Source organism: Candidatus Clostridium radicumherbarum (assembly GCF_045310525.1).
GTDB classification, from domain to species: Bacteria; Bacillota; Clostridia; order Clostridiales; family Clostridiaceae; genus Clostridium_AT; species Clostridium_AT radicumherbarum.
The window spans coordinates 161,969-183,743 of the sequence record NZ_JBJHZY010000003.1 but is presented as its reverse complement, the minus strand read 5'-3'; the positions used below and the strand labels follow the sequence as shown (position 1 = coordinate 183,743).

The window sequence follows — 21,775 nt, the reverse complement described above, 5'->3', positions numbered from 1 at the left end:
ATCTTTAAAAATTATATGCTCATAATTCAATCCAATATCGCTGAGTTAATCCCTCTTCATTTGAAACTTCATTTTCTAATATTCCATCACAAGATTTTATGGTTTTAGCAGAAGCAATATTATGAGAATCACAAGTAAGTAAGACTTTTTTCATTCCTAATTTCCTACATTCAGCTAATGTCATTTTCAGCATTTCTTTTGCATAACCTTTTCTGCGTTCATTTTTTCTTACACTATATCCAATGTGTCCTCCGTAATTATATAAATACTCATTTAATGCATGCCTGATATTTATCATACCAACTAATTTATTATCTTCTTCTCTGATTGCTAGAAAAACGCTAGCGGTTACTTCAGTATGTTTTGTACTCTTTTTTTCGTTATTTATTACAAATTTAAGCCATTCTTCGTAAGAATCATAATTAAGCAAATATGATGTACCCGCCAAATCATCACCATTGCAAATAAATTCTTTTTTGTATTCTAAAACTTGTTGTTTATATTCCATTGATGGCCTTATTAATCTCATAATATTCCTCCAATATTGTTTATAACAATCAATGTTTACTGTTTGATACAGTGCCTTGGAATCTCATTTTTTAACCTATATATAGATTATAACCCATATTATTACACTGTTCTATATAAAAAAATCCACCTACCAAGGCAGATGGCAAAATTTTGTTATGTGATGATTTAGAGTTCTTACTATCTATATGCGTAGGTTTACGCCATAAATCTCATATTATGCCTTTGGTAATAAAAGAAAAATGAGACACAATTATAACTGCTATTAGTCCTATAATTTTACTAATTATTTATTTTTATCCTAAAATACTTTTCAAGTGTGTCTTCAATTTCTTCTTTATTTTTTAACTCGACTTTTTTTATTACTTTTGCATTTTCATAAAATTTTAAAGTATCGCCTACAAGTGTAATATTAGATGTATCAGTAAAAATTGATATCTTTTTATAACCAGTAAAAAGCGATTGTGGATGTTTTTCACAGAAGAAAGAAGGCATAACATAATCAATGTCCAGTTGAGGTTCTTCTGTAAAGCCATAAATTCTTTTCCAACTTTTACTTTGCTCCTTCTGCCAAAGAGTATGTCCATAAAAGTGATCATACTCAAATTTATATTCACTTACACCATCATTTTGTATTAACCCATCTATCAATTTAAGTGCTATTCTAGGGGATTCATTTCTCACACCCACATCACATATATAGATACCATCATCCGTTGTAACTTTAAGTATTCGATGGCTTCGCATCTTAATAGTAGTCTCATCATTCGCAAAACGCCCTGCCAAATTTGTAACATTAAATCCAAGGCTTTTTAACAAATTGCTATATAATCCGTTTAGCTCAAAGCAATACCCACCCCTATGGTTTAATATCATTTTTTTGAATAAGTCTTCTGCGTTAAGAGACAGCGGAACTTGGTTTAAAATATCCAAGTTTTCATATGGAATATTTTTTAAATGAGCAATTTGTAATTGTTGAAGTGTTTTTCCATTCAATTCAATCTTCTTATTGTACCCGATTTTACGTAAGTAAATATTGATTTGCTCTTCAGTGTATATCATAGTTAATGTTCTCCTTATTATATTATAGATAATTTTTAAATACATCCCTATGACGTATATTTTAATTGTAAATCATTACTCTATATAAGGTGCAAGTTAAAATGACCTTTCATACTATTTTTTTATTTTATATCCAGCCTCTTTTTCAAACTCCTTCTTCTCCTTATCTGACATACGATCATAAAAATAAATAATTGATTTACCTCCTACTAAAAAGCCATTATCAACATATTTCCAATCCGAAATTTTATTGATATCAAACTCCACTTTATCCCCAAACTTCATATTTTTTATATAAAACGGATCGTTATCTACAACGCCATAGTATTTCCCATCGTTTTTCTCTATGTTACCAAGCCATATATGCTCTTTTGTACTTTCACTACCTGGATCTGTATCAAACGGATATTTTACTGCAAAATCCGTGCAAGTTGAATTTGGATTACTATACTCTTTTAGAAATTCATTTACACTTCCCCTTGCTTGATATATGATAGCATTCATATCTTGATCTTCTGAACTTACACTCATAACAGAATCATTCTCACGTTTTTCAGTTTGTAACGATGAAGTACAGCCAACCATAGTAAGTAACAAAAATAATAAACAAAAAATAATAAAACCTTTTTTCACTAATATGCTCCCCCTCTTATTCATTTCGTCTAACGTTTCTAATTCCTGACATCGGGAGGAATACCTCTCGACTGCGCTTGCTCCGGTGAAGGAATGTGCCTTGGTTGTATTTTAAAGATTTTCTTGATTTAAAAGACGACTTCAGTAGAATCATTGTGATTTAAATTGATTATATACTATCTATTTTTCCTTCAAGTACCCAGTATGATGGATATGATAAATGTATATTATGAAAAGCAAGTCCTTGTTTTTGCTTTAATATAATAGCGTTAAGCCTAATAGGGCACGTATAATTTACACCTACAGCACTTTCCTTTAGCATATATGATATACTCCTATGTGCAACGAATAACTTTTCTTTTGATGTAATATTGGAATGAAATAGACTCCCAAGGTCATCTAAAACCTTTGCAGCAAGTTCATCATCTGTAAGGCTTTGCTTCATGGTACCACAAACAGTAATCCATAGTACATCGTTAGATTCTTTATAAATCGCATGTTCTAAATCTAAAGAAAGAATAGAATTACTGGTTACAACAAAAAAATCCATTATTTCATCAATTCCTAAGTACAATTTGTTCTCTGGTGCAACAATATAAGGAGTCCTTTCTGCCACAAAAAATTTATTTATCGTTTCTATAGAAATGTTCTTCTGGTGAATTAGTTCTGTTTCCAAACCCTTCAGTAATGCAATTAATTCTATGGATAAATTCTTATCGCAACATTTATCTACAATTGTGTTCTGATTATTATAGCTTTCAAGAAATTCACTAGAACTCTCAAAACGCTCATCAGGAAAATCTGCCTTAGGTAAAGAAAATTTAAGATGTGCAAATTTCCAATTAGATTCTTTTAGGAGAACTCCACTTAAGCGAAGCGGTAAAAGATATTCTCGCTTATTCTCAAGACGTTGATGATATGTAAGAGCTAATACCCAGTTAATAAAAGTAATTTTCTGTTTTGGAGTAAGTTCAGGCTCTTCTACTTTACTTTTAATAAAATCAACATATCTATTATTTCTTTCTGAGGTATCTTCAAAAGTACATTTAACAGAACCAGTTGTATAAAACCAGGCAACATTATTTTCAACATCAATATGAGTTTTTTCCAAATCTATATTTACATCGCCCCAATATTTCCAATCATCTTCAATTAAAGTTTTTATCTGTTCTTTACCGAAAAATAATTCACCTGTTCCTGTGCCGAGTATATATGTATCTTTTTCACTAACAAACAGCTCTTCTACAAAAGCATCTATTTTTTCTATGTCTCTATTAGTATAACCCGACTGAAATTGCATAAGAACTTTTCTAATTTCTTCATATTCTTCTTTTGATTTATTAAGCATATTCTTCTGCTCAGAATATGACTCTGGAGAGTTATCTAAAATTTGTGTTTCTAAATTATTCATTTTTAATTCCCCCATTAATAGCTTTTTTATTAAAAATAATTATTAACAAAACCCCTGTGATATTTTACTTTTATATTATATGATGGTAAGATTGTGTAATTGTCCATTTAGATTTACATGATATTGTTATTAATGCTTGTAAAGTAATTTTTCAACCTATTGGCATACTCAATACGTTCTTCTGGTTTAGATAACCCTCTGTCAGTTATATACAAATTATCATCCTTATATCTTGGAAACACATGTAAGTGATAATGCCAAACATCTTGATTGCCACAAGGTTCATTATGTTGCCTTGAAGATACTCCATCACACTTGTAAACCTCTTTAAGTGCAATAGCAACCTTCCTTTCTAATTTATGAATCCTTGCAGAAATTTCATCTGGTAAATCATAAATGTTCTCAAAATGACTATTAGGAATAATAATTACATTCCCCTTATTATTCTTATATTGGCCCGCACTAATGAACGCTGTTATATAATTATCCTTATACACAATGTCTGATTGTTTAGTCTGCACATGTTGGTTTTCAACGCCCCCAACAACTAAACAAAATGGACAGATATAATCTTTCGGTGCATGAGTATACATTTTTTAATTCCCCCTTATAGACAATTCATAATATTTTCCCAATTTGACCTAAGAAACTTTCTACATTACGTTGATATATTATAGTAAACATAGCTTTTCAGATAACTTTTTGCATGGCAGACGTTTCAAAAACTTAGCCAGACTTGGCTTGTTTTTGAAATGTGTGCTGGGCCGCCCCAGAGCTTGACCCTCCCCAGCACGAACCGCCATGGGTTGTTATAAGACGCCTCAACTCTCATGTGAATGTTAATATATTACGATTTATATATCGAATGTATTTTCAATTACTCCTGGTAATAAAGTATAGATTGATTTTCCTATCTTTTGTTCAAAATACTTTTTAGTTTCTAGTGTGGCTTTCCATTTTTGTATTGTATGTTCATTCATTCCATGTCTTATTACAGCCTCAACCATTCTTTTCTCAATAAGACAATACCCATCGATAAATGCAAGTGCATCACATAATTGGATAAGCCTATCATAATCATCATATTCTACAGTTTCTATGTACTTCTTAACGAAGTTATATTCTTCTTGAGAGCAATCCCACTTTCCAAATGCAGTTTTAATGTCTTTACAGTCAAATGAATGTGTAATACACACTTTTGCTACGCGATAAAAACCTTTTTTGATTGCAAAATTATAACCATCTATACTATGCCTCATACCTGTTACACCAACTCTTCTTCCTATATCATGAAGCATACCAAGAATTAAATCAGTGTCTTCATTTAATTCACTGCAATTCTGTGCTATTAATTTCGCTGCCATACCTGCATATAGAGAATGATCAACCCATGGTCCCGGATTTAACCTGCCCGCCTCTTTTAACAAATCTCTAGCTTCTATTAGTGTCGGCATTCCTTCTACAATGCTTACCACGATTTTTTATCTCCTTTATTTTGATAAATTATAAATAAAAATATTTATTAAAAAGGAATATTAATTTCAATGATGGAATCTTCATTTTCATCAATAATTTCTACGCTTATTTCATTGACAATAGTTTTAAAAGAATCAGTAATATTTCTTGTATCTTTAATTGCAATTTGAAACTTTTCTTCATTATCAAAATTTCCAATAGTCATATGTGGTAGAAACGTTTTACCCTTTAGCCAGTCTGGAAAATAGTTTTCTAAAATACCTGTATATAATCTTTTATGTATTTCAATAATTTCTTCACAACCCTTTTGAATATTAAGAAATATATATTTCCCAAAATTATTTGTTGGTGTTATACCATTAAGAAAAATTTCGAACGGAGTTATATCTGATAATACAGCTGATATATGTTCTTTTAATTCAGTAGTTTTTATGTCACTGTCAAAAGGAAATACAAGAGTTATATGTGGTCTTACATGATTGGCAAGAGGGTCATATTGCTCTCTAATTTTATCAATTATCTGTCCATTATTGAATTTAGGAAATATCATAATACATCTTTTTAACATTTTTACCTCACCTTTTTATTCACATTGTATTATTAATGCAGCTAACTTAATTTCTTATGCTTATTAAGAATTAATTATTTTTGCAAATATATCATTATATGAAACTTTAGAAAAATCAGTTGTATCGACAGTTATTATACAGTCTCCATAATCAAAATCTCTGCAAAGTTGAGTTACTTTCTTAAAAAATTCAAAACCGCCGTACTTTTGAGTTTCCCATGCATCATAATGCAACTTATCCCAAATAATCTCTTTTAGTTTATCTTTACATATTAAAGATTTTTGTAATTTATGGGACAGATAATTGGCAAACCTGGTTTTTCCTGTCCCAGGCATTCCTGCAATTATTATTAAAACTTTATCCAAATTAAGTACCTCCACAGAAATCAAAAACAACCACTAGTCATGATTATTTTTATAATGATGTATTTATACCCTCATATTTCAATAAATAATAAGGTTCCTTTTCTATAACCTCCTCATTGATTGTCCATCCTTGAGATAAATAAAATTTCAAAGCATTTTCATTTGCCTTAACGCATTTCAATGTTAATGGTAATCCGATTACTTTTACAGATTGATTTATCAATGCTTTTCCTACTCCACACCTTTTAAAATTTGACAAAACAAATAAATTGTGAATAAATTTATCTTCTTCCCAAATTGAAACAAATCCAGCAATCTCATTGTTTATTTTTGCTGTTAATATTAATTCTCCTTCTGTACTACTATCAAAATCCTCTAATTTTATGCTATCATATTCTATCCAATTGAAATTTTCTTGTCTAGTTTTTAAAAAAATCTTTCGGAGGTCATCATATTCTTCCTCTTGGGCCTTTTGTATGTAAATATAATTTTTATTCATTTTATTTTCTCCTTCCTGGTATAACAAAGCGAACTTGAGTGCCTTGTTATACGATGAAACCTTTTCTACTTAATGGATTCACCATCATTACTTATTATACAAATCTGTGGACATCTATTACTATTAATAAAGTTTCTATAATCTCCTTCTACCCCACATAAAAATTCATTATAAAAACTAACAGTAATTTCACTAATAATTTCATGTGCTTCTTTAATAGGCAATATATCATTCTCCATTTCTTGGTTATATATAACAGGCCAATCTGTAAAGGTAAGATGTTCTGAATTCTTCAGCTTAATAAATGACTTATATCCTTCTAAATATTCATAAAGTTCCTTTTGTCCTTTTATTTGTCCTAATAGAGTTTGATGACGCATAACAATTCTTTTCTTAAATTCCTCGCCATTCATTTTTTCTGCATTGAATTCTATGGCCTTTTTCATTTCTTCCTCATAGTCTATGGTACCTCTTCTAAAATTTAGAAAAGGAATATTTAATCTTTTGCCTTCTAATATATCTTTCGTTAAATTAAAATACTGAAGGCTACCATCAAGCATTACAACCGCTTTAATTCTTGTATCTTCTAAAGCTGCTTTAAATATTGCCGCTCCACCTAAGGAATGTCCCAATATTCCAATCTTATTTAAATCTAGTTTTTCCTTTATTAATTCATCTTTACTATTTAATATTCTTAATTCATCTAGAAGAAATAAAACATCTTCCTTTCTTATGTTAATTAATTGTTCTTTTTCTTCAAAAGTAGAATTAGCAATATGATTAGCTTGTTCAATAATTCCTCCATCAGGCAAAATAGTGAAATCGGCATCATATATATGTCCTAATGTAATAACAATATAACCTTCACTTACTAGTTTTTCTATATTATAAATTAAAGAATCCCTATCCATACCCAATCCTGGTGAATAAATGATAATAGGATATAATATATCATTCTTAATAATTGGGACATTATTAAATGTATTTATATTTATATACTTTAGGTATTCTTCACATACTTTTTGACCAGCTAAATTCTTCTTCCCTGCAAACCTTTGAATGAATTCTTCCTGACGCGGATGGAATATATCCATATAATATGCTTGTTTAGTTTCACTCAAATTCTCGTCAATTTTATAAAATATACTTATTATAATTTTCCTTTTTTCATCTGCATCATTTAATAATTCTTTTCTCTTATTATCTGTTAATAGTCTAACTGTTCTTCCAATTTTCATTCTATATCCCCTCCTTTATTTCTACACTTACGTTTATCTGTTTTGTCGAATAACGTCTCGTGTTCAAGACGCGAGACACTTAGCGCGACGTCGCTTAGGGGCGCAGTTGTGCTTTGCAGCCTCTTTATGCCAAGCTAACTGAAGTATTTTGTTATCTGATGTTTTAGGTCTTTGAATATCTCAATTCGTAAGGGTAACCCAACCACCTAATTTTCTTCCATTTGATTTACAGTTAATAAATAATGCTCTCTTCATAAAAATAGCTTAATAATTTTTTATTTGCCGTCATTAAAAATTCCTGTGCTGGAATTGCAGAATATTGCTTAGAAAGCTCATTAGTTACTTCGAGTGAAATAGGCCCTTGATACCTTATTGATTTGATTTTCTGTACAATAGAGTCCCAGTTTATTGTACCCTCGCCTGGAATTCTATGTTGATCAGCAGTTTCATCATTATCATGCAAATGTAAAGCCATAAGTTTACTGCCATATGTGCTTAACAAATCTGTTCCTTTGGAGTAACAGTTTTCATGTCCACTATCATAGCAAAATCCAAGTCTGTTAGATTGAATATTGGAAAATACAAATTGAAGATATTCAGGTCTTCTCAAATTTTCCAGGGCTATATTTACGCCCTTTTGTTCTGCTAATTCAACAAGGTATTTAATTCTATCTAATCCGAGTAAAGTCTGTGGTGGAGGTGTATCTCCATTAGTAAGGTGTATTACTACTGTAGGAATATTGTGTTGAGAGCAATCTATAATACATTGAGTATATCTCTTAACAATATCTTCAGCATTTACACTCTCTGTCCAAATACGGTTAGTATTATCGAACGGAGCATGTACATTCTCAACTTTCAGCCCTACAGCCCTCGCCATTTCTGGTAAGAGATTTTTATTGCCATCATAATCAACAAATTCATCTCCCCACCATAGAAATACATTATCGAAACCAGCTTCTTTTATTAACTTAAATCTTTCCTTATTCTCTATCTTGTATCCAAACCAGTAACCAATACCTGTCTTAATCATTATTACCACCTCTGCAATAATACTTATATTCCTACTGTTGTGGTTTATATCTTCTCTTGTTAAAAAATAAAACTTTTAAATGCGAAAGTAGAACTACATTAGATCTAAAATTTCAGATAACGTCTCGTATTGCCGACGTTCCTTAACCTTAGCGCGACGTGCTTAGTAAAGGAATGTGCCTTGGCGTCCTTACACATTTAACCTATATATTGATTATAAACCATTAATTTACACAACACTATATAAAAAAATCCACCAGTCAAGGCGGAAGGCAGCATATTGTTATATGTAGTTTTAGTCACTTCATTATAAATAAAGCTAGCTTTGATGGTCTTTAAACAAGTTGCGTAACATAAGAGAGTTATCACTTGAGATACCCATAAAATTTGCTTATATGTTAATAACTAGTATCTATTATTTTACTGATTTAATTAATGCAGCCTTATTCCATCTTCTTTCTACTGATATACTATTAAACCCTGTATCAGAAAGTAGAGTAAGTTCAGTATCTAAAGCAAGTGGAACATCAATATGAATACTTCCAAAAGGAACTTGTTGTTTTTGATATAACTCTTCCGCATTATTTAGTAAGTAAATTTCAGTTTCTTTGTCTTTGCAAACAGTATCACCGTTTATAAAACAAGCGTTTACTTTTAAACAATTGAATATTTTTCTATAAAGTTGTGCCTTTTGTTTTGTATTAAAATGATGAAATGAATATGTGGAAAGCACCAATTCAAAATGATTTTCTTCAAACTGAACATCAAAATAAGAATTGCAAATAGTAGTTAAAGTTACATTCGGATACAATTCCTTTTGCTTTAACTCTTGCAACATCCCAGGCGAAATATCAATTGCTGTAACTGTAGAGGGATGTTTAATTCTTTCTATTTCTAAACCCGTTCCACATCCAAGGACCAAAATATTTTTTGGTTTTCCACATGCACTAATCTGTTTTTCTATTTCGTCATAGAACTCACACATACCAAGATCTTCATAGAAATGTCTGTCATAATCTGGAGCACATTTATTGAAATGAACATCCATATTTTCAACTTCAAACCCCATTAGTTAACCCCCTTAATTATTTAAATTGCTCTCGTTCGGAATATTATAAAAGTACCTATGAAAAAATATATTAAAAAACTTTGAGGTATTACTCTATTTATACAAAATTACATATTACGTCTCGCATTCAAGACGTTCCTGAACCTTAGCCAGACTTGGCTTGGTGAAGGAATGTGCTTTGGCTGTTTTCCCAAGCCAAAGCGAACTTGAGTGCATTGTTATACGTAGTTTTAATTACTAAACTTTGAGCTGAGTCTACTCTAGCTATCTTTAAATTAATTTTGTATTAAAGAATATACCTAAACAACTCATTAACAGATAATATTCATTTTTTATATGTAACAATCATCTTTGGTGAAAGATATTTCCCAATTCGATAGATTAATTTTCCAATCACTTTTTTATGTATTGGTAAAGGAATTCCTGAAGCATATCTCATACCGACATACTGTTTCCAAAAAACTCCGTCTTGTGTTTCGAATTCTGTTCCAGGTGCATATTCCTCACACATGGCTTGAAATAAGTTGAAAGGAATTAAAACTCCAATTTTTGGAGAGTGAAGTTTTCTTGACTTTAAATCTATATAAAATGCCTTCGAAATTTTATAAGCCTTTTTTATGTGTTTTTCCGATGGTTTATAGTCATTCCAGCTCAATGCAATAATGGGTAATTGATAGCATTTATTGAATCCCCATCCTGGTAGTGTATTGGCAAGAGATTGAGTAACACTATTTGCAGAAACACCACCTGTAGTTGAAATAATTAAAGCCTTTTTATCAAAGTATCTTGGGCGATGAAGCAAAAATGCTAAATGGTCGGTAAGATTTTTCGCAATGGCGGGGATGGCACCTTGAAAACAGGAAACAGCAAAAATTACTCCATCACATCTTTCAATTTTATCCATAATGGGCTGCATATATTGATTATGAGGACAAAAAATATGTCCTTTCCTAAAGCACAGGCTACAACCTGTGCAAAGTGGAATATTCCATTCGCTTAAATGTATCTCTTCAAATTCTACTGTATTATCAAGATCTTGTATTTGTTCTTTTACTTTCTCGGTTAACCGCCATGTATTGCCTTTATGTGGACTGCCATTGATTACCAATATCCTCATTTTATATCCCCCAATTATATGATCAAATAAATACTACTTACCACGTCTTTTCCTATAATTATGTCCCAATAAAACCAAATCCAAAAACTGTTAATCTGTCACTCTGTTTAACTAAAATTACGTATAACGTTTCTAATTCACGACGCCGAGAAGCTCAGGAAGCTCTTTTCTTAGCCTCGCAGGTATAGCTTGGCTGTCTTTTCAAACCAAGCTGAACGGAAATTTTTTGTTATATAATGTTTTAAATCTTTTCCTGTCTATGTGCGAGGATATTTCTCAATGTGTGTTTCTTTCCATGTAATTTCCGATATAGAAATATTGAGCATTATTCAATCTATACTTTTTCTTAGGAAACATTTTATGATTCTAAAAGATATTTAAATTATACAATCCAATGTCCTTCCTTTGGAATCTGCAGAGTTTCTTTATGTTTTCTTAATATACTCCTGACTGTCATTAAGGCTAAAATATCTATTCCATAAATATTTTTTTCAGCATAATAACATTCCTTTATTATATTTACTACTCCTGTTTTAACCAAGTCTGGAGCATCAATATTATTCTCAACATTATCAAATGCTGAAAACATAATTTCGATTTGCCCATCATACGAGCGTGCTTGTTTTTCATCAAATGGATAACTAAAATTATCTCCAGAATATGCATAAATAGCTTTGCCATTTTCCATACATATCAACTTATAAACAGCTTGCAATCCTCTGCTCATATTGCTCACCTTTCTAATGAGTACTCATAAATTGTTTAACTTCGCAAAATAAGAAGATTTCGAATTAAATATATAAATTATTATATACTTATCTTCAGTTCTTGAAATTTAATGTACCTTGCTTTCAAATCTTCATAATACTTATCAAGTCCACCATGTGAATTAATTATCTTTACCATTCTTTTGTCACTATAAGATAAGCCATCCATACAGAGTAGCATTTCCTTTATATGATAAAACGCTGCATATTGCAGCATATCTTCTAAGGTATATTTTTGGTCCATATCTATCCTCCATGTATGCAAATTATAATTTTTAAATCCTTTACAAGGGCAACTCTTTATTATATAACAGAAATAAATGTGATGCGTAGACTTAAGCTTATTTAGATTTAAAATGTCATATAACGTTTCGTGTCGTCGACATTCCTGAACCGGACCCCAGAGGAATACCCCTTGGCTGCGCTTGCGCCGGTGAAGGAATGTGCCTTGGTAAGCCACCTGTCTTTAACCTTTATATAGATTATAAACCATAAATTTACACATATCTATATAAAAAAATCCACCTACCAAGGCGGACGGCTAAATTCTGTTATGTGATGTTTTAGAGCTTTTACTATCTGTATGCGTAGGTTTGCCCCATAGATATCATATTATGCTTTTGGTAATATAAGGATATTGCGTACTAAAATTCAAATCTACTTTCTCTTTTATTCCAAAAATCATTGATACTTTTTCTTGTAGCAATCCATCCTAAAGGAAGGTCAAACAATTGGTTTAATGTATCATCTAAACTTACCATCATTTCTAATGAGACAATTATAGCATCTTCAATGCTGACATTACTACCATGGTGGAACTGCCAAGCGCCATCGTCTTCATCGTGAGAAACATATAGTATTGGCACACTTTCATTAACAACCTGTCTTGTCGTAAAAACTGCTGTATTTTCTGCATCACTAAATTTCCATTTTTTATAGACTTTCAAGTTAAACGCTCCTTTATATCAACTTTGGCTCAGCATAATTTACTATAGAGAATTAAATTACTTAAATATATTAAACTTCAAGTCGTACTTTTGCATCTTCAAGCAATTTAATCAGGTAATCAACAGGAATAACTAAATCGTCTTTATTAGCATAATATTTCAAAATCAATTCATCTTCACATTTATAGATTACAGCTACATCAACTTCATTATACAGTATTTCAATCATAAGATTATAATCATCATTTGGGTTATTTACTATATCTGCAGTCCAGCCTTTCATATAAACACCTCACTTTGAATTTAAATACTTCACAATAGATAACTCTTGCGTCGCAAGAAAAGAATTTCCAGCAGTAAAATTATTTTAAGTTATATTTCATTACATAAAACTCGCCAAATCCAATTTTTGTTTGTTGTTGTTTTGTTTTAACAATTTCAAATCCTTGAGATTTATAACAATTCACAGCCCTTTTGTTCCAAGTTCTAACCTCTAATACAACAGGCTTATTAGGAAATTTCTTTTGACCTTCAATTAGAGCCATCTTCGTTATTATTTTCCCTATTCCCTTACCACAAAAGTTAGGCTTTATACCAATTCCAAAGAATACGGTATCTCCTTCATCTAATAAGTTTACAAACCCAACTAATTCTCCATCCTCATTTGTATAGCCTGTGTATCTTTCTCTTTTAATGGTATTAGTCATGGAATAATTTTCTTGAACCATTTTATCCCACGAAGGTAGATTGTATATTGAATACTCTCCAGTATATTTCCAATATGAAATCTCCTTTGCCTGCCCTTCTGAAAGTTTGTGTGCTGTCAATTCCATTACTATTCCCCCCACTATATTTAGATATTAGCTAATGCATAATAATTTACCATCGCGACATATCCTTATTCGTATTCGAAACTACCTTAGGTCTAAAATTTCACATAACGTCTCGTACTCCCGACGTTTGCCAGCCTTAGATAAATCTTATTTTAGGCTGGCAAATGTGCAATGCGAACGGGGGTATTTTGTTATACGTAGTTTTAATCGTATCACTTTGAGTAAAGTCTTAATCATTTATTCCTTAATCAGTTGTTATTTTTCTTCCAACTTTTATGTTCAAACCAAACTTTTCCATTATATTTATTCCATTGAACAATTAACTTAGAAAATGATAGCGTAATATAATAATCACCAGTACCGCTATCAATATTGAAGCAAACCAGATGTTTATCATTATCGATTTCGGGTAATTCCTCCAAACTGTATATATATTTTTAGTAAAGCTACAAAGTTATTGTTCATTAACTCCATCTCATAATATTGAAGAAAAATAGAAAAAACAAAATGCAACCCCCTAAAAATATACTATTAATAGTAAGAGCTGGCTGTTTATTATTCTCACAATTTTTTAGTATTAAATAAATACTAATTATTGAAGGTATCCAAGAAATTGTTAAATATATTCCTAAAATATCTAAAATTATACTTAATCCAACTGGAGTAACATTAGGATTAATAATTTCACAAATAATAAATACTGCAATTAATGCTATTAAAACTGACCAGTTAATATATCCTATTATTAAAGGAATGTTTAAAGTCTTAATTTTTTTCATTGTATTTTCCTCCAACTATAACTTAAGTGAAGTTTACTGTTTAGACTTAAAAAATTATTATATAAAACTTGTAAGTTTCACTTTTTTAATAAAAATTACGTATAACGTTTCGTATTCAAAACGCCGATAGCCTTAGATAGCTCTTATCTTAGGCTCGAAGGTGTTCTTTGCAGTCTTCTCATGCAAAGCGTACTTGAATATATTGTTATACGTAGTTTTCACCTCTAAACTTTGGCCTATGTCTTCTATTTCCATCTACACTTACTTAAATATTACAGGATACTAATATTATACTAATTTTTCATGTTTAGACTTATAGTCTTCCTTTTTCATCAAATATGAAGGGTGATATAGTCCTGTAGGTTCATAATATTCATCATGTGTATAAATAAATCCAAGTTTCTTAAGCAAATTCGCAGATGCTAAATTTTTAGGATTGTGTCCTGCAAAAATCGCATTTACTTTAAGAGTTACAAATGCATATTCAATAACCGCCAAACATGCTTCCTTAGCAAATCCTTTTCCCCAATACTTATCTTTCAAATGTATTCCTAATTCAAGAATATTGTTTTCAGAATCATATGGTCGTAAACCACAGCACCCTATATTCTTATTGATATCTATGCAATAAATAGGCCAATATTGAATATTGTGATTATTAAATGTTTCTATTTCCTTTTTAAGTCTTTGCTGTATTTGTTCTTTTGACATTCTACCTTCAGAAGAAATATACTTTGTTACTTCTGAGTTACCCCAAAGTTCTAAAGCATCAAGAATATCCTTTTCACTCCATACTGAAAATCCTAATCTCTTTGTTTTTAGAAAAAACTCTCTCATCATTTACTCTCCTGTTAATATTAAAAAGATTTCTACAACTTTTTTTATATCACTTTGTTACAAAAATTACGTATAACGTTTCGTGTTCAAGACGCCGAGAAGCCTAGAGCGACTGCACTTGGCTTCTCAGGTGCGCTTTGCAGTTTTCTCATGCAAAGCGGACTTTAACATTTTGTTATCGGATGGATGCGGCTATTTTAAGTTTTATTTATTTTGTTCTATTAGACAATATTACCTTTAAAATAGTCTCCATCTCATTCCCAAGGCATTTATCCAGGTTCCTTCATAATTTTCCTGTTCGCTGCTTACTTCATCATCATAAAACAGGAGCGTTTCATCCTTTATCATAATAGTTGCTGAAAATAAATCAGAAGTATAATTATCCTTTGCCGGCCGCAAGTTCAGTGACAAGACACCTTCAAAAACAATTTCTATACTATCAGACCAATCACTATCAAATATTGTTGAAGCTTGTCTAATATCATCTGTAACAATCATTCCTTCTTCAACTTTTCTAGAACCACTTATATAATTTAAACTTCTCAACACAGAATCATGAAATCCTGAGAATATTTCCATCAAGTTCTCTATATCTTTTTCAGATTCTACGTAATTCCAACCATCTAACTTTGTGCAAATCTGTTTCTTGTTTCCCATCATTTCATCATAAGTTACTATATTGCCCTTAAACAACGTGATTAATAAGTCTTTTTGTTGAAAAATGAAAGAATACCCTCTAAAGCTATAAAGACTACTGTATTTATCTTTAGTATTAAGTTTATCCATAAAATACTTTAAGTCAGGTTCTGTCTTATACACCCATGGTTCAGGTAATTCATTAGAACTTATAACATTTATATTTACAGGATAAATTGGTCCATTATTTGATTTATCCAGATAATCAAACATTCTAAAATATCTCTTGTTATCTGTTTCTTCAAGTACTAGATATTTTTCATAGTATCCAGTATTTACTATTGCATATACTTCAGAAACAAAATAATTGCTACCTTGTTTATCATATACTCTTACTCTCATAAAACAACCTCAATTCAATTGATATTAAAATCTAAAAAATCTTTCATTTTTATATTGATTTCCACTATCTCTCTCTAATCCTTCAATTTGATCACAAAGTATAACATCTTTCCGATAACGTTTCATATTCAAGACGTCGAGAAGCCTAGAGCGACTGCACTTGGCTTCGCAGATGTGCTTTGCAGTCTTCCCATGCAAAGAACTTGAACATTTTGTTATATGTAGCTTTGCCACTGCACTTTAATTAAAGTCTATTTCAAACAACTATAAATGGCTTTTATTTTTCAACTTTATATTTATAAGCAATCAATGTAAATTCACCTGGAATATTCTTGTGAGAATCATACCTTGGTCCTTCAATGAGTTTATCAATAATAAAGCCTGAAGCAGCAAAAGAACTAATAATTTCCCCCATTGTCCAATACCTTAAAAGGCACTTTGGAAACTTGTCCTGTTCATTCTCCGGGAAAAATTTTTCATATGCTACTTCACCTATTTGAAATGTATCCTCAAAGTAGTCCCCCTCAAGACACAATGCATCATCACTAAGATCAAAAATATCACGTACTTTGAATATTTTTCTTATAGGATGAAAATCGTTTAAAACTAATTTACCCCCTACCTTTATCATAGAATATATCTTTTTTGATAAATCGTTTAAATCCCCAAAGTAATGTAGTATTCCACCCTCCAAATAAGCTATGTCAAAACTATTACACATTTTAGTTATATCTAAATCTAAAAAATCAGAAACGATATATGTTAAATCCACGCCTGCTTCTTTAGCAACTTCCATTGCATAATTCTTGTTTTCTTCAGAAATATCTATAACAGTTACATCAGCACCAAGTATTGCTAATGGTACTGCCTTTTTCCCACAAGAACCAAGCAAATTAGCTATTTTCTTTCCTTTCACATCTCCAAGATACTCAAGGTGTCTTCGTAAATGTTTTTCAGGCTGCTTTTTCATATCAACCGCAAGATCTAAAGGTGAGCCAATATTATTTATCCAGAATTCATAAGCTTTGTACGACCATGCTTTTTTATTTGTATCACTTTGGATGTTCATTGACTTTCTCCTCGCTTTCCACTGTTATTTTAATATTTTACTCTCATGTCTAAAGAAAATAATTTAAGAAAACACTTCTGCTTCTACTCTCTATGTACAAAGTTACATATAACGTTTCGTGTTGCTGACGTTCCTGAACCGGACTCCAGAGGAATACCACTTGGCTGCGCTTGCGCCGGTGAAGGAATGTGCCTTGGCTAGCCACCTACTTTTAACCTATATATAGATTGTGAACCATATTCTTACACTGTTCTAAATAAAAAAATCCAACTACCAAGGCGGACGGCAAAATTTTGTTAGGCGTAGTTTTACCACTTTCACTAAGCTAAATCAATTTCATTACTCTGAAAATTAAGTACTAATAACACTCAAGTATGTAGATCAATTTTATATCATATTGTATGATAAATTATTTATCCAGCTGCCTAAACTTTTCTTTTACTCTAAACCAATCAGTTTTCAACAAGTCCATATATACTAAATCTTGAAAATCTCCAATTCTACTATCAAAATATCCTTGTCTTATAATACCTATTTCCTTAAAACCACATTTCTTATATAAATTCTGTGCTCTTTTGTTATCTATCATAGTTGTTAATTCAATCTTATTTAAATTTAAAAACCTAAACAAATAATCAATAAAATGATATAATGCATCTTTGCCATAACCTTTTCCTTGTTCAGTTAATTCACAAATCTTTATTCCAAACTCACATTTTTGGTTTCTTGCAGACCAATCAGAATAATTTATTTCTCCTATAGGTTTCATATCTTCCTTCCTACAAATAATAAATCTTTTACTATCTGGGAACATACAGAGATTCTCTATGTCTTTCAAAATACTAATGCAAATTGCTTCTTTACTTTGAAGAGTTCCATATGGATGAGCAGCATGCGCCATCATTTCACTATTATTCCACCATTTATATAAATATTCTTCATCACCCAATTCTAATTGTCTTATTACTATGATCTTTCCTTCAATCATCAAAGTAACCTCCACATATATTACTCAAAAAAACAAAAAACTTCTAGCCATCGCTCTTGTTATCTAAAATTACGCCTAACGTCTCGTACTCCCGACGTCCTCCAGCCTTACAGTAGTAGCTCAAATTCTTAGATAGCTCTTAACTTAATATTTGAGCTACTTGGCCTCGGTTAGGCTGGAGGATGTGCGTATCGGACGGGAATGCATTGTTAACTGAAGTCTGGCACTGATAAACTTGAAATTATCACAGTTCCAAAACTTCTTTATGAAGAATAAAAGAATAATGTGTCCTAAAAACTATAATTTAATTTTCTATATATTGTTAATTAGGCAAACTCAACATCAGTTCTTTAAGTACATATTCACCATTGACAAGCCTTATAATATCAACAGGCTTGTCTCCATAAAAGGCTGGAATATTACTATTAAACCACTTAATTAGAATTTCATCAGAATCTGAAATACATCTTTTTGCCCAAGACCAGACATCATTAGGAATAGTATTCAGTTTTGATTCAGTCAAAATACCATCTTTAATCATGGACTCAACAATTACATTCCAGTGTTTCTTGTTATTGTTAAATTGTTTTACTAATTCATTAATTGTTTTGGAATCCATATTATCACCTTTCAATACAAATTTATCTTTGATTTTTACACTCTGATGATTATTTATTAGTTGCATTTAATTACTGTTCCAAAATAAATTATAAATAAAAATATTTATTAAAAAGGAATATTAAGTTCTATAATGGAATCTTCATTTTCATCAATGATTTCTACACTTATTTCATTGACAATAGTTTTAAAAGAATCAGTAATATTTCTTGTATCTTTAATTGCAATTTGAAACTTTTCTTCATTATCAAAATTTCCAATAGTCATATGTGGTAGAAACGTTTTACCCTTTAGCCAGTCTGGAAAATAGTTTTCTAAAATACCTGTATATAATCTTTTATGTATTTCAATGATTTCTTCACTACCCTTTTGAATATTAAGAAATAAATATTTTCCGAAATTATTTGTTGGTGTTATTCCATTAAGAAAAATTTCAAACGGAGTTATATTTGATAATACAGTTGAGATATGTTCTTTTAGTTCAGTAGTTTTTGTATCACTGTCAAAAGGAAATACAAGAGTTATATGCGGTCTTACATGATTAGCAAGAGGGTCACATTGATCTCTAATTTTATCAATTATCTGTCCATTATTGAATTTAGGAAATATCATAATACATCTTTTTAACATTTTTAGCTCACCTTTTTATTTATATAGTATTACTAATGCAATACAGCCTGCTTTCGATTTAAATTTCTCTTAATATTTGTAATCTCTTCCGAAGGATTTCAGTTAACGTATTGCATTGCCAACGCCGAGCCCCTTAGCCAGACTTGGCTTAGGGTCGCAGGTGTGGCTTGGCTATTTTTTTAAGCCAAGCCGAATGGCAATGCGTTGTTATGCGAAGGCTTGCGATTTTGAATATTTATTCCTCTAACTCACTTAATGTTTTCCTAAATTGACTATAATCCTCTACAATTAAATTTAAAAACCTATCTACTTCATCACAGTCATAACCCCTAAAATTCTTCTTAAATTCTTTATTTATATTTTCTAATTTATATAATTTTACTTTTAAATTATATAAATTATGTGTAGTATCGTTTTGTCTTAACTTAACCTCTTCTATTTTACTTACACCATTAAGTTGAGATATGTTTACTAATTTCTCAATTTGATTGTAATCCTCTGCAACTAAATCTAAAAATGTATCTACTTCATTACAATCATACCCTTTAAAACTTTTCTTAAACTCTTTAACTATTACTTCTTCTCTTGACAATTTTATTTCTGCACACACTGATACAAGCTTCTTTTTAATTGGTTCAAATTCTTCACTCTCATTTTCTTTTTTACATTGAGTTAAGCATATGCGCTTTCCATTAGAATCTTCCATTAGAACTGTGATTACTGTACTTGAAGTGTTTTCATTCAACGATATATTGATATCAAAGTTATAAGTTTTATATCCTTTACCAATTAATCTCTGACACTCAAGATTAAAATCCGGAAAATCACTCATATACTTATTTATTATTTGCATCTCTAATTATCTCCCTCTTGTAGCATTAAAAAATAAAATATTTGCTCATTCTAAACTCAGCTTTCGCATAACGTCTCGTATTCCAGACGGCGAGAGCCTTAGAAAGCTCTTTTCTTAGGCTCGCAGGTGTGCTTTGCAGTCTTTTCATGCAAAGCGAGCTGGAGTATTTTGTTATCTGATGTTTTGCTCTCTTACTGTCTATATGCGTTTGTTTTCTCTTGTAATTCTTTCCATCAAATTTACAATATGCGAAAAATTAGGATGAAACCACCGTAATTTCTCCTCATTATTAATAATTATTTATTTTTCAACTTTTACTATAGCGATTTACTTACTATTATAGTCTTATATCTCTTTATTATTAATTTCTAATAGTGCTTCAAAAAATAATTGAGGTTGATCTAGCATTGTCATATGACCAGCATTAGGTACTAAATAAAACTTTTTATATGGTGCATTGATTTTACTAAAGTATTCTTGAGCAATAACATATGGTGTTTGCCAGTCATTCCCCCCTAAAATATAATAAATTGGCACTTCATATTCTACTGATTCTGTATTTAAGTCAAACACTCCTAAAAAATCTATTATTTTTTTGTTTGCTTTAAAACCTTTTATCAAGGGAGAAATGTCTGATAACTTAAAAATAGGACTTCTAAGTACAGTTATAATTATGGAAAGATCCATTTTAACAGCTAAGTTATATTTACCTTGAAGTCTACGAATTTTTCCACAATTATTCCAAGATTGACTATCAAACTTATCTCCAGGATAATCACCTACAGCTTCTAGCTTTTCAAGAGATTTCTTATCATTTGCCTGTAAAATTAATTCCTTAACTTTTTCATAGCCCACACGCTCATTTTCAAGCATACTAATAACTTGCCCAACTCCTATATAATAAGCTACTTCTTCAGGATATTTCTTTATAAACATACTTCCTAAGACGCTTCCCCAAGAATGTCCAAGTATAATAATCTTTTGTTGATTATATTTTTTCTTAAGATATTGAATAATTTCAAACAAATCTTTTATCATCAAATCAATTGTAGGATATTTATCTAGATTCTTAATAAGAGTTTTTCCAGAGCCACGTTGGTCCCAATGAACTATTGTAAAAATATTTTCCCATTTTTCTTGAAAAGCATGTGCAAATAATGATTCAACACTACCAGGACCACCATGTAAAAACAACATTACTGGATTATCGTACTTTGTACCAGAATGAAATAGATATTGATCAATACCATTAATTGATACATATTCCTCAATATAAATTAACCTCTTTGACTTATTTTTCATAATTCCAATTCTCCTTTTCTCTTTATGATATCTATAATTACAATTGTAACTTACTCTTTTACCAATAAAAACAAAGATCACTAAATCGTAAACCTAAACTTCCATAGACCAAAAT

The 21,775-nt window shown here is 30.6% G+C and carries 27 protein-coding genes; all 27 read right to left on the bottom strand.

Translation table 11 applies throughout. The features are described 5' to 3' along the window. Positions 1-19 precede the first annotated feature (19 nt). The 27 genes from ACJDUH_RS14705 to ACJDUH_RS14575 all read right to left on the bottom strand — a co-directional run bounded on the left by ACJDUH_RS14705 (position 20) and on the right by ACJDUH_RS14575 (position 21,660). Positions 20-529 carry a GNAT family N-acetyltransferase gene (locus ACJDUH_RS14705; protein ID WP_406765965.1) on the bottom strand — a complete coding sequence of 170 codons (510 nt, stop codon included), beginning with the start codon at positions 527-529 and terminating at the stop codon, positions 20-22. Positions 530-810: 281 nt separating this feature from the next. Further along, positions 811-1,590 carry an arylamine N-acetyltransferase family protein gene (locus tag ACJDUH_RS14700; RefSeq protein WP_406765964.1) on the bottom strand — a complete coding sequence of 260 codons (780 nt, stop codon included), beginning with the start codon at positions 1,588-1,590 and terminating at the stop codon, positions 811-813. Between the two features lie 114 nt (positions 1,591-1,704). Further along, complete coding sequence (locus ACJDUH_RS14695; RefSeq protein WP_406765963.1) at positions 1,705-2,223, bottom strand: DUF2314 domain-containing protein; 519 nt, start codon at positions 2,221-2,223, stop codon at positions 1,705-1,707. A 169-nt stretch (positions 2,224-2,392) separates the two neighbouring features. Continuing rightward, a complete protein-coding gene (locus tag ACJDUH_RS14690) occupies positions 2,393-3,634 on the bottom strand; it encodes a nuclear transport factor 2 family protein (RefSeq protein WP_406765962.1) in 1,242 nt (413 codons plus the stop codon). Between the two features lie 113 nt (positions 3,635-3,747). Further along, positions 3,748-4,227, bottom strand: a complete 480-nt coding sequence (locus tag ACJDUH_RS14685; protein ID WP_406765961.1) for an HIT family protein — start codon at positions 4,225-4,227, stop codon at positions 3,748-3,750. Between the two features lie 261 nt (positions 4,228-4,488). Then, positions 4,489-5,109: an HD domain-containing protein gene (locus ACJDUH_RS14680; protein WP_406765960.1), complete on the bottom strand. Its 621-nt coding sequence runs from the start codon at positions 5,107-5,109 to the stop codon at positions 4,489-4,491. A gap of 47 nt (positions 5,110-5,156) precedes the next feature. After that, positions 5,157-5,678 carry a 2'-5' RNA ligase family protein gene (locus tag ACJDUH_RS14675; protein ID WP_406765959.1) on the bottom strand — a complete coding sequence of 174 codons (522 nt, stop codon included), beginning with the start codon at positions 5,676-5,678 and terminating at the stop codon, positions 5,157-5,159. Between the two features lie 63 nt (positions 5,679-5,741). Then, complete coding sequence (locus ACJDUH_RS14670) at positions 5,742-6,044, bottom strand: DEAD/DEAH box helicase family protein (RefSeq protein WP_406765958.1); 303 nt, start codon at positions 6,042-6,044, stop codon at positions 5,742-5,744. 49 nt (positions 6,045-6,093) lie between these two features. Then, positions 6,094-6,543 (bottom strand): GNAT family N-acetyltransferase, encoded by a 450-nt coding sequence (locus tag ACJDUH_RS14665; protein WP_406765957.1) that lies wholly within the window; start codon positions 6,541-6,543, stop codon positions 6,094-6,096. A gap of 65 nt (positions 6,544-6,608) precedes the next feature. Further along, on the bottom strand, positions 6,609-7,781 hold the full coding sequence (locus ACJDUH_RS14660; protein WP_406765956.1) for an alpha/beta hydrolase family protein: 1,173 nt from the start codon (positions 7,779-7,781) through the stop codon (positions 6,609-6,611). 232 nt (positions 7,782-8,013) lie between these two features. After that, positions 8,014-8,814, bottom strand: a complete 801-nt coding sequence (locus ACJDUH_RS14655) for a sugar phosphate isomerase/epimerase family protein (RefSeq protein ID WP_406765955.1) — start codon at positions 8,812-8,814, stop codon at positions 8,014-8,016. Between the two features lie 414 nt (positions 8,815-9,228). Beyond that, entirely contained in the window at positions 9,229-9,882 is a 654-nt protein-coding gene (locus tag ACJDUH_RS14650; RefSeq protein ID WP_406765954.1) for a class I SAM-dependent methyltransferase, read from the bottom strand. 325 nt (positions 9,883-10,207) lie between these two features. Continuing rightward, complete coding sequence (locus ACJDUH_RS14645) at positions 10,208-10,999, bottom strand: flavodoxin family protein (RefSeq protein WP_406765953.1); 792 nt, start codon at positions 10,997-10,999, stop codon at positions 10,208-10,210. A 382-nt stretch (positions 11,000-11,381) separates the two neighbouring features. Beyond that, positions 11,382-11,726 (bottom strand): hypothetical protein, encoded by a 345-nt coding sequence (locus ACJDUH_RS14640; protein ID WP_406765952.1) that lies wholly within the window; start codon positions 11,724-11,726, stop codon positions 11,382-11,384. 80 nt (positions 11,727-11,806) lie between these two features. After that, on the bottom strand, positions 11,807-12,010 hold the full coding sequence (locus tag ACJDUH_RS14635) for a hypothetical protein (protein ID WP_406765951.1): 204 nt from the start codon (positions 12,008-12,010) through the stop codon (positions 11,807-11,809). A 400-nt stretch (positions 12,011-12,410) separates the two neighbouring features. After that, entirely contained in the window at positions 12,411-12,713 is a 303-nt protein-coding gene (locus ACJDUH_RS14630) for a hypothetical protein (RefSeq protein ID WP_406765950.1), read from the bottom strand. A gap of 70 nt (positions 12,714-12,783) precedes the next feature. Continuing rightward, positions 12,784-12,996: a hypothetical protein gene (locus tag ACJDUH_RS14625; RefSeq protein ID WP_406765949.1), complete on the bottom strand. Its 213-nt coding sequence runs from the start codon at positions 12,994-12,996 to the stop codon at positions 12,784-12,786. A 79-nt stretch (positions 12,997-13,075) separates the two neighbouring features. Then, positions 13,076-13,546, bottom strand: coding sequence for a GNAT family N-acetyltransferase (locus tag ACJDUH_RS14620; RefSeq protein ID WP_406765948.1), 471 nt, complete (start codon positions 13,544-13,546; stop codon positions 13,076-13,078). Positions 13,547-14,010: 464 nt separating this feature from the next. After that, on the bottom strand, positions 14,011-14,325 hold the full coding sequence (locus ACJDUH_RS14615) for a hypothetical protein (RefSeq protein WP_406765947.1): 315 nt from the start codon (positions 14,323-14,325) through the stop codon (positions 14,011-14,013). 288 nt (positions 14,326-14,613) lie between these two features. After that, complete coding sequence (locus ACJDUH_RS14610) at positions 14,614-15,162, bottom strand: GNAT family N-acetyltransferase (RefSeq protein WP_406766202.1); 549 nt, start codon at positions 15,160-15,162, stop codon at positions 14,614-14,616. Positions 15,163-15,399: 237 nt separating this feature from the next. Beyond that, positions 15,400-16,200 (bottom strand): hypothetical protein, encoded by an 801-nt coding sequence (locus tag ACJDUH_RS14605; protein WP_406765946.1) that lies wholly within the window; start codon positions 16,198-16,200, stop codon positions 15,400-15,402. 277 nt (positions 16,201-16,477) lie between these two features. Further along, positions 16,478-17,269 carry a class I SAM-dependent methyltransferase gene (locus ACJDUH_RS14600; protein ID WP_406765945.1) on the bottom strand — a complete coding sequence of 264 codons (792 nt, stop codon included), beginning with the start codon at positions 17,267-17,269 and terminating at the stop codon, positions 16,478-16,480. A gap of 409 nt (positions 17,270-17,678) precedes the next feature. Further along, positions 17,679-18,257 carry a GNAT family N-acetyltransferase gene (locus ACJDUH_RS14595; protein ID WP_406765944.1) on the bottom strand — a complete coding sequence of 193 codons (579 nt, stop codon included), beginning with the start codon at positions 18,255-18,257 and terminating at the stop codon, positions 17,679-17,681. A 322-nt stretch (positions 18,258-18,579) separates the two neighbouring features. Beyond that, positions 18,580-18,942: a hypothetical protein gene (locus ACJDUH_RS14590; RefSeq protein WP_406765943.1), complete on the bottom strand. Its 363-nt coding sequence runs from the start codon at positions 18,940-18,942 to the stop codon at positions 18,580-18,582. A 41-nt stretch (positions 18,943-18,983) separates the two neighbouring features. After that, a complete protein-coding gene (locus ACJDUH_RS14585) occupies positions 18,984-19,505 on the bottom strand; it encodes a 2'-5' RNA ligase family protein (RefSeq protein ID WP_406765942.1) in 522 nt (173 codons plus the stop codon). 235 nt (positions 19,506-19,740) lie between these two features. Next, on the bottom strand, positions 19,741-20,358 hold the full coding sequence (locus ACJDUH_RS14580) for a DivIVA domain-containing protein (RefSeq protein ID WP_406765941.1): 618 nt from the start codon (positions 20,356-20,358) through the stop codon (positions 19,741-19,743). A gap of 345 nt (positions 20,359-20,703) precedes the next feature. Then, on the bottom strand, positions 20,704-21,660 hold the full coding sequence (locus ACJDUH_RS14575; RefSeq protein WP_406765940.1) for an alpha/beta fold hydrolase: 957 nt from the start codon (positions 21,658-21,660) through the stop codon (positions 20,704-20,706). Positions 21,661-21,775: the final 115 nt, after the last annotated feature.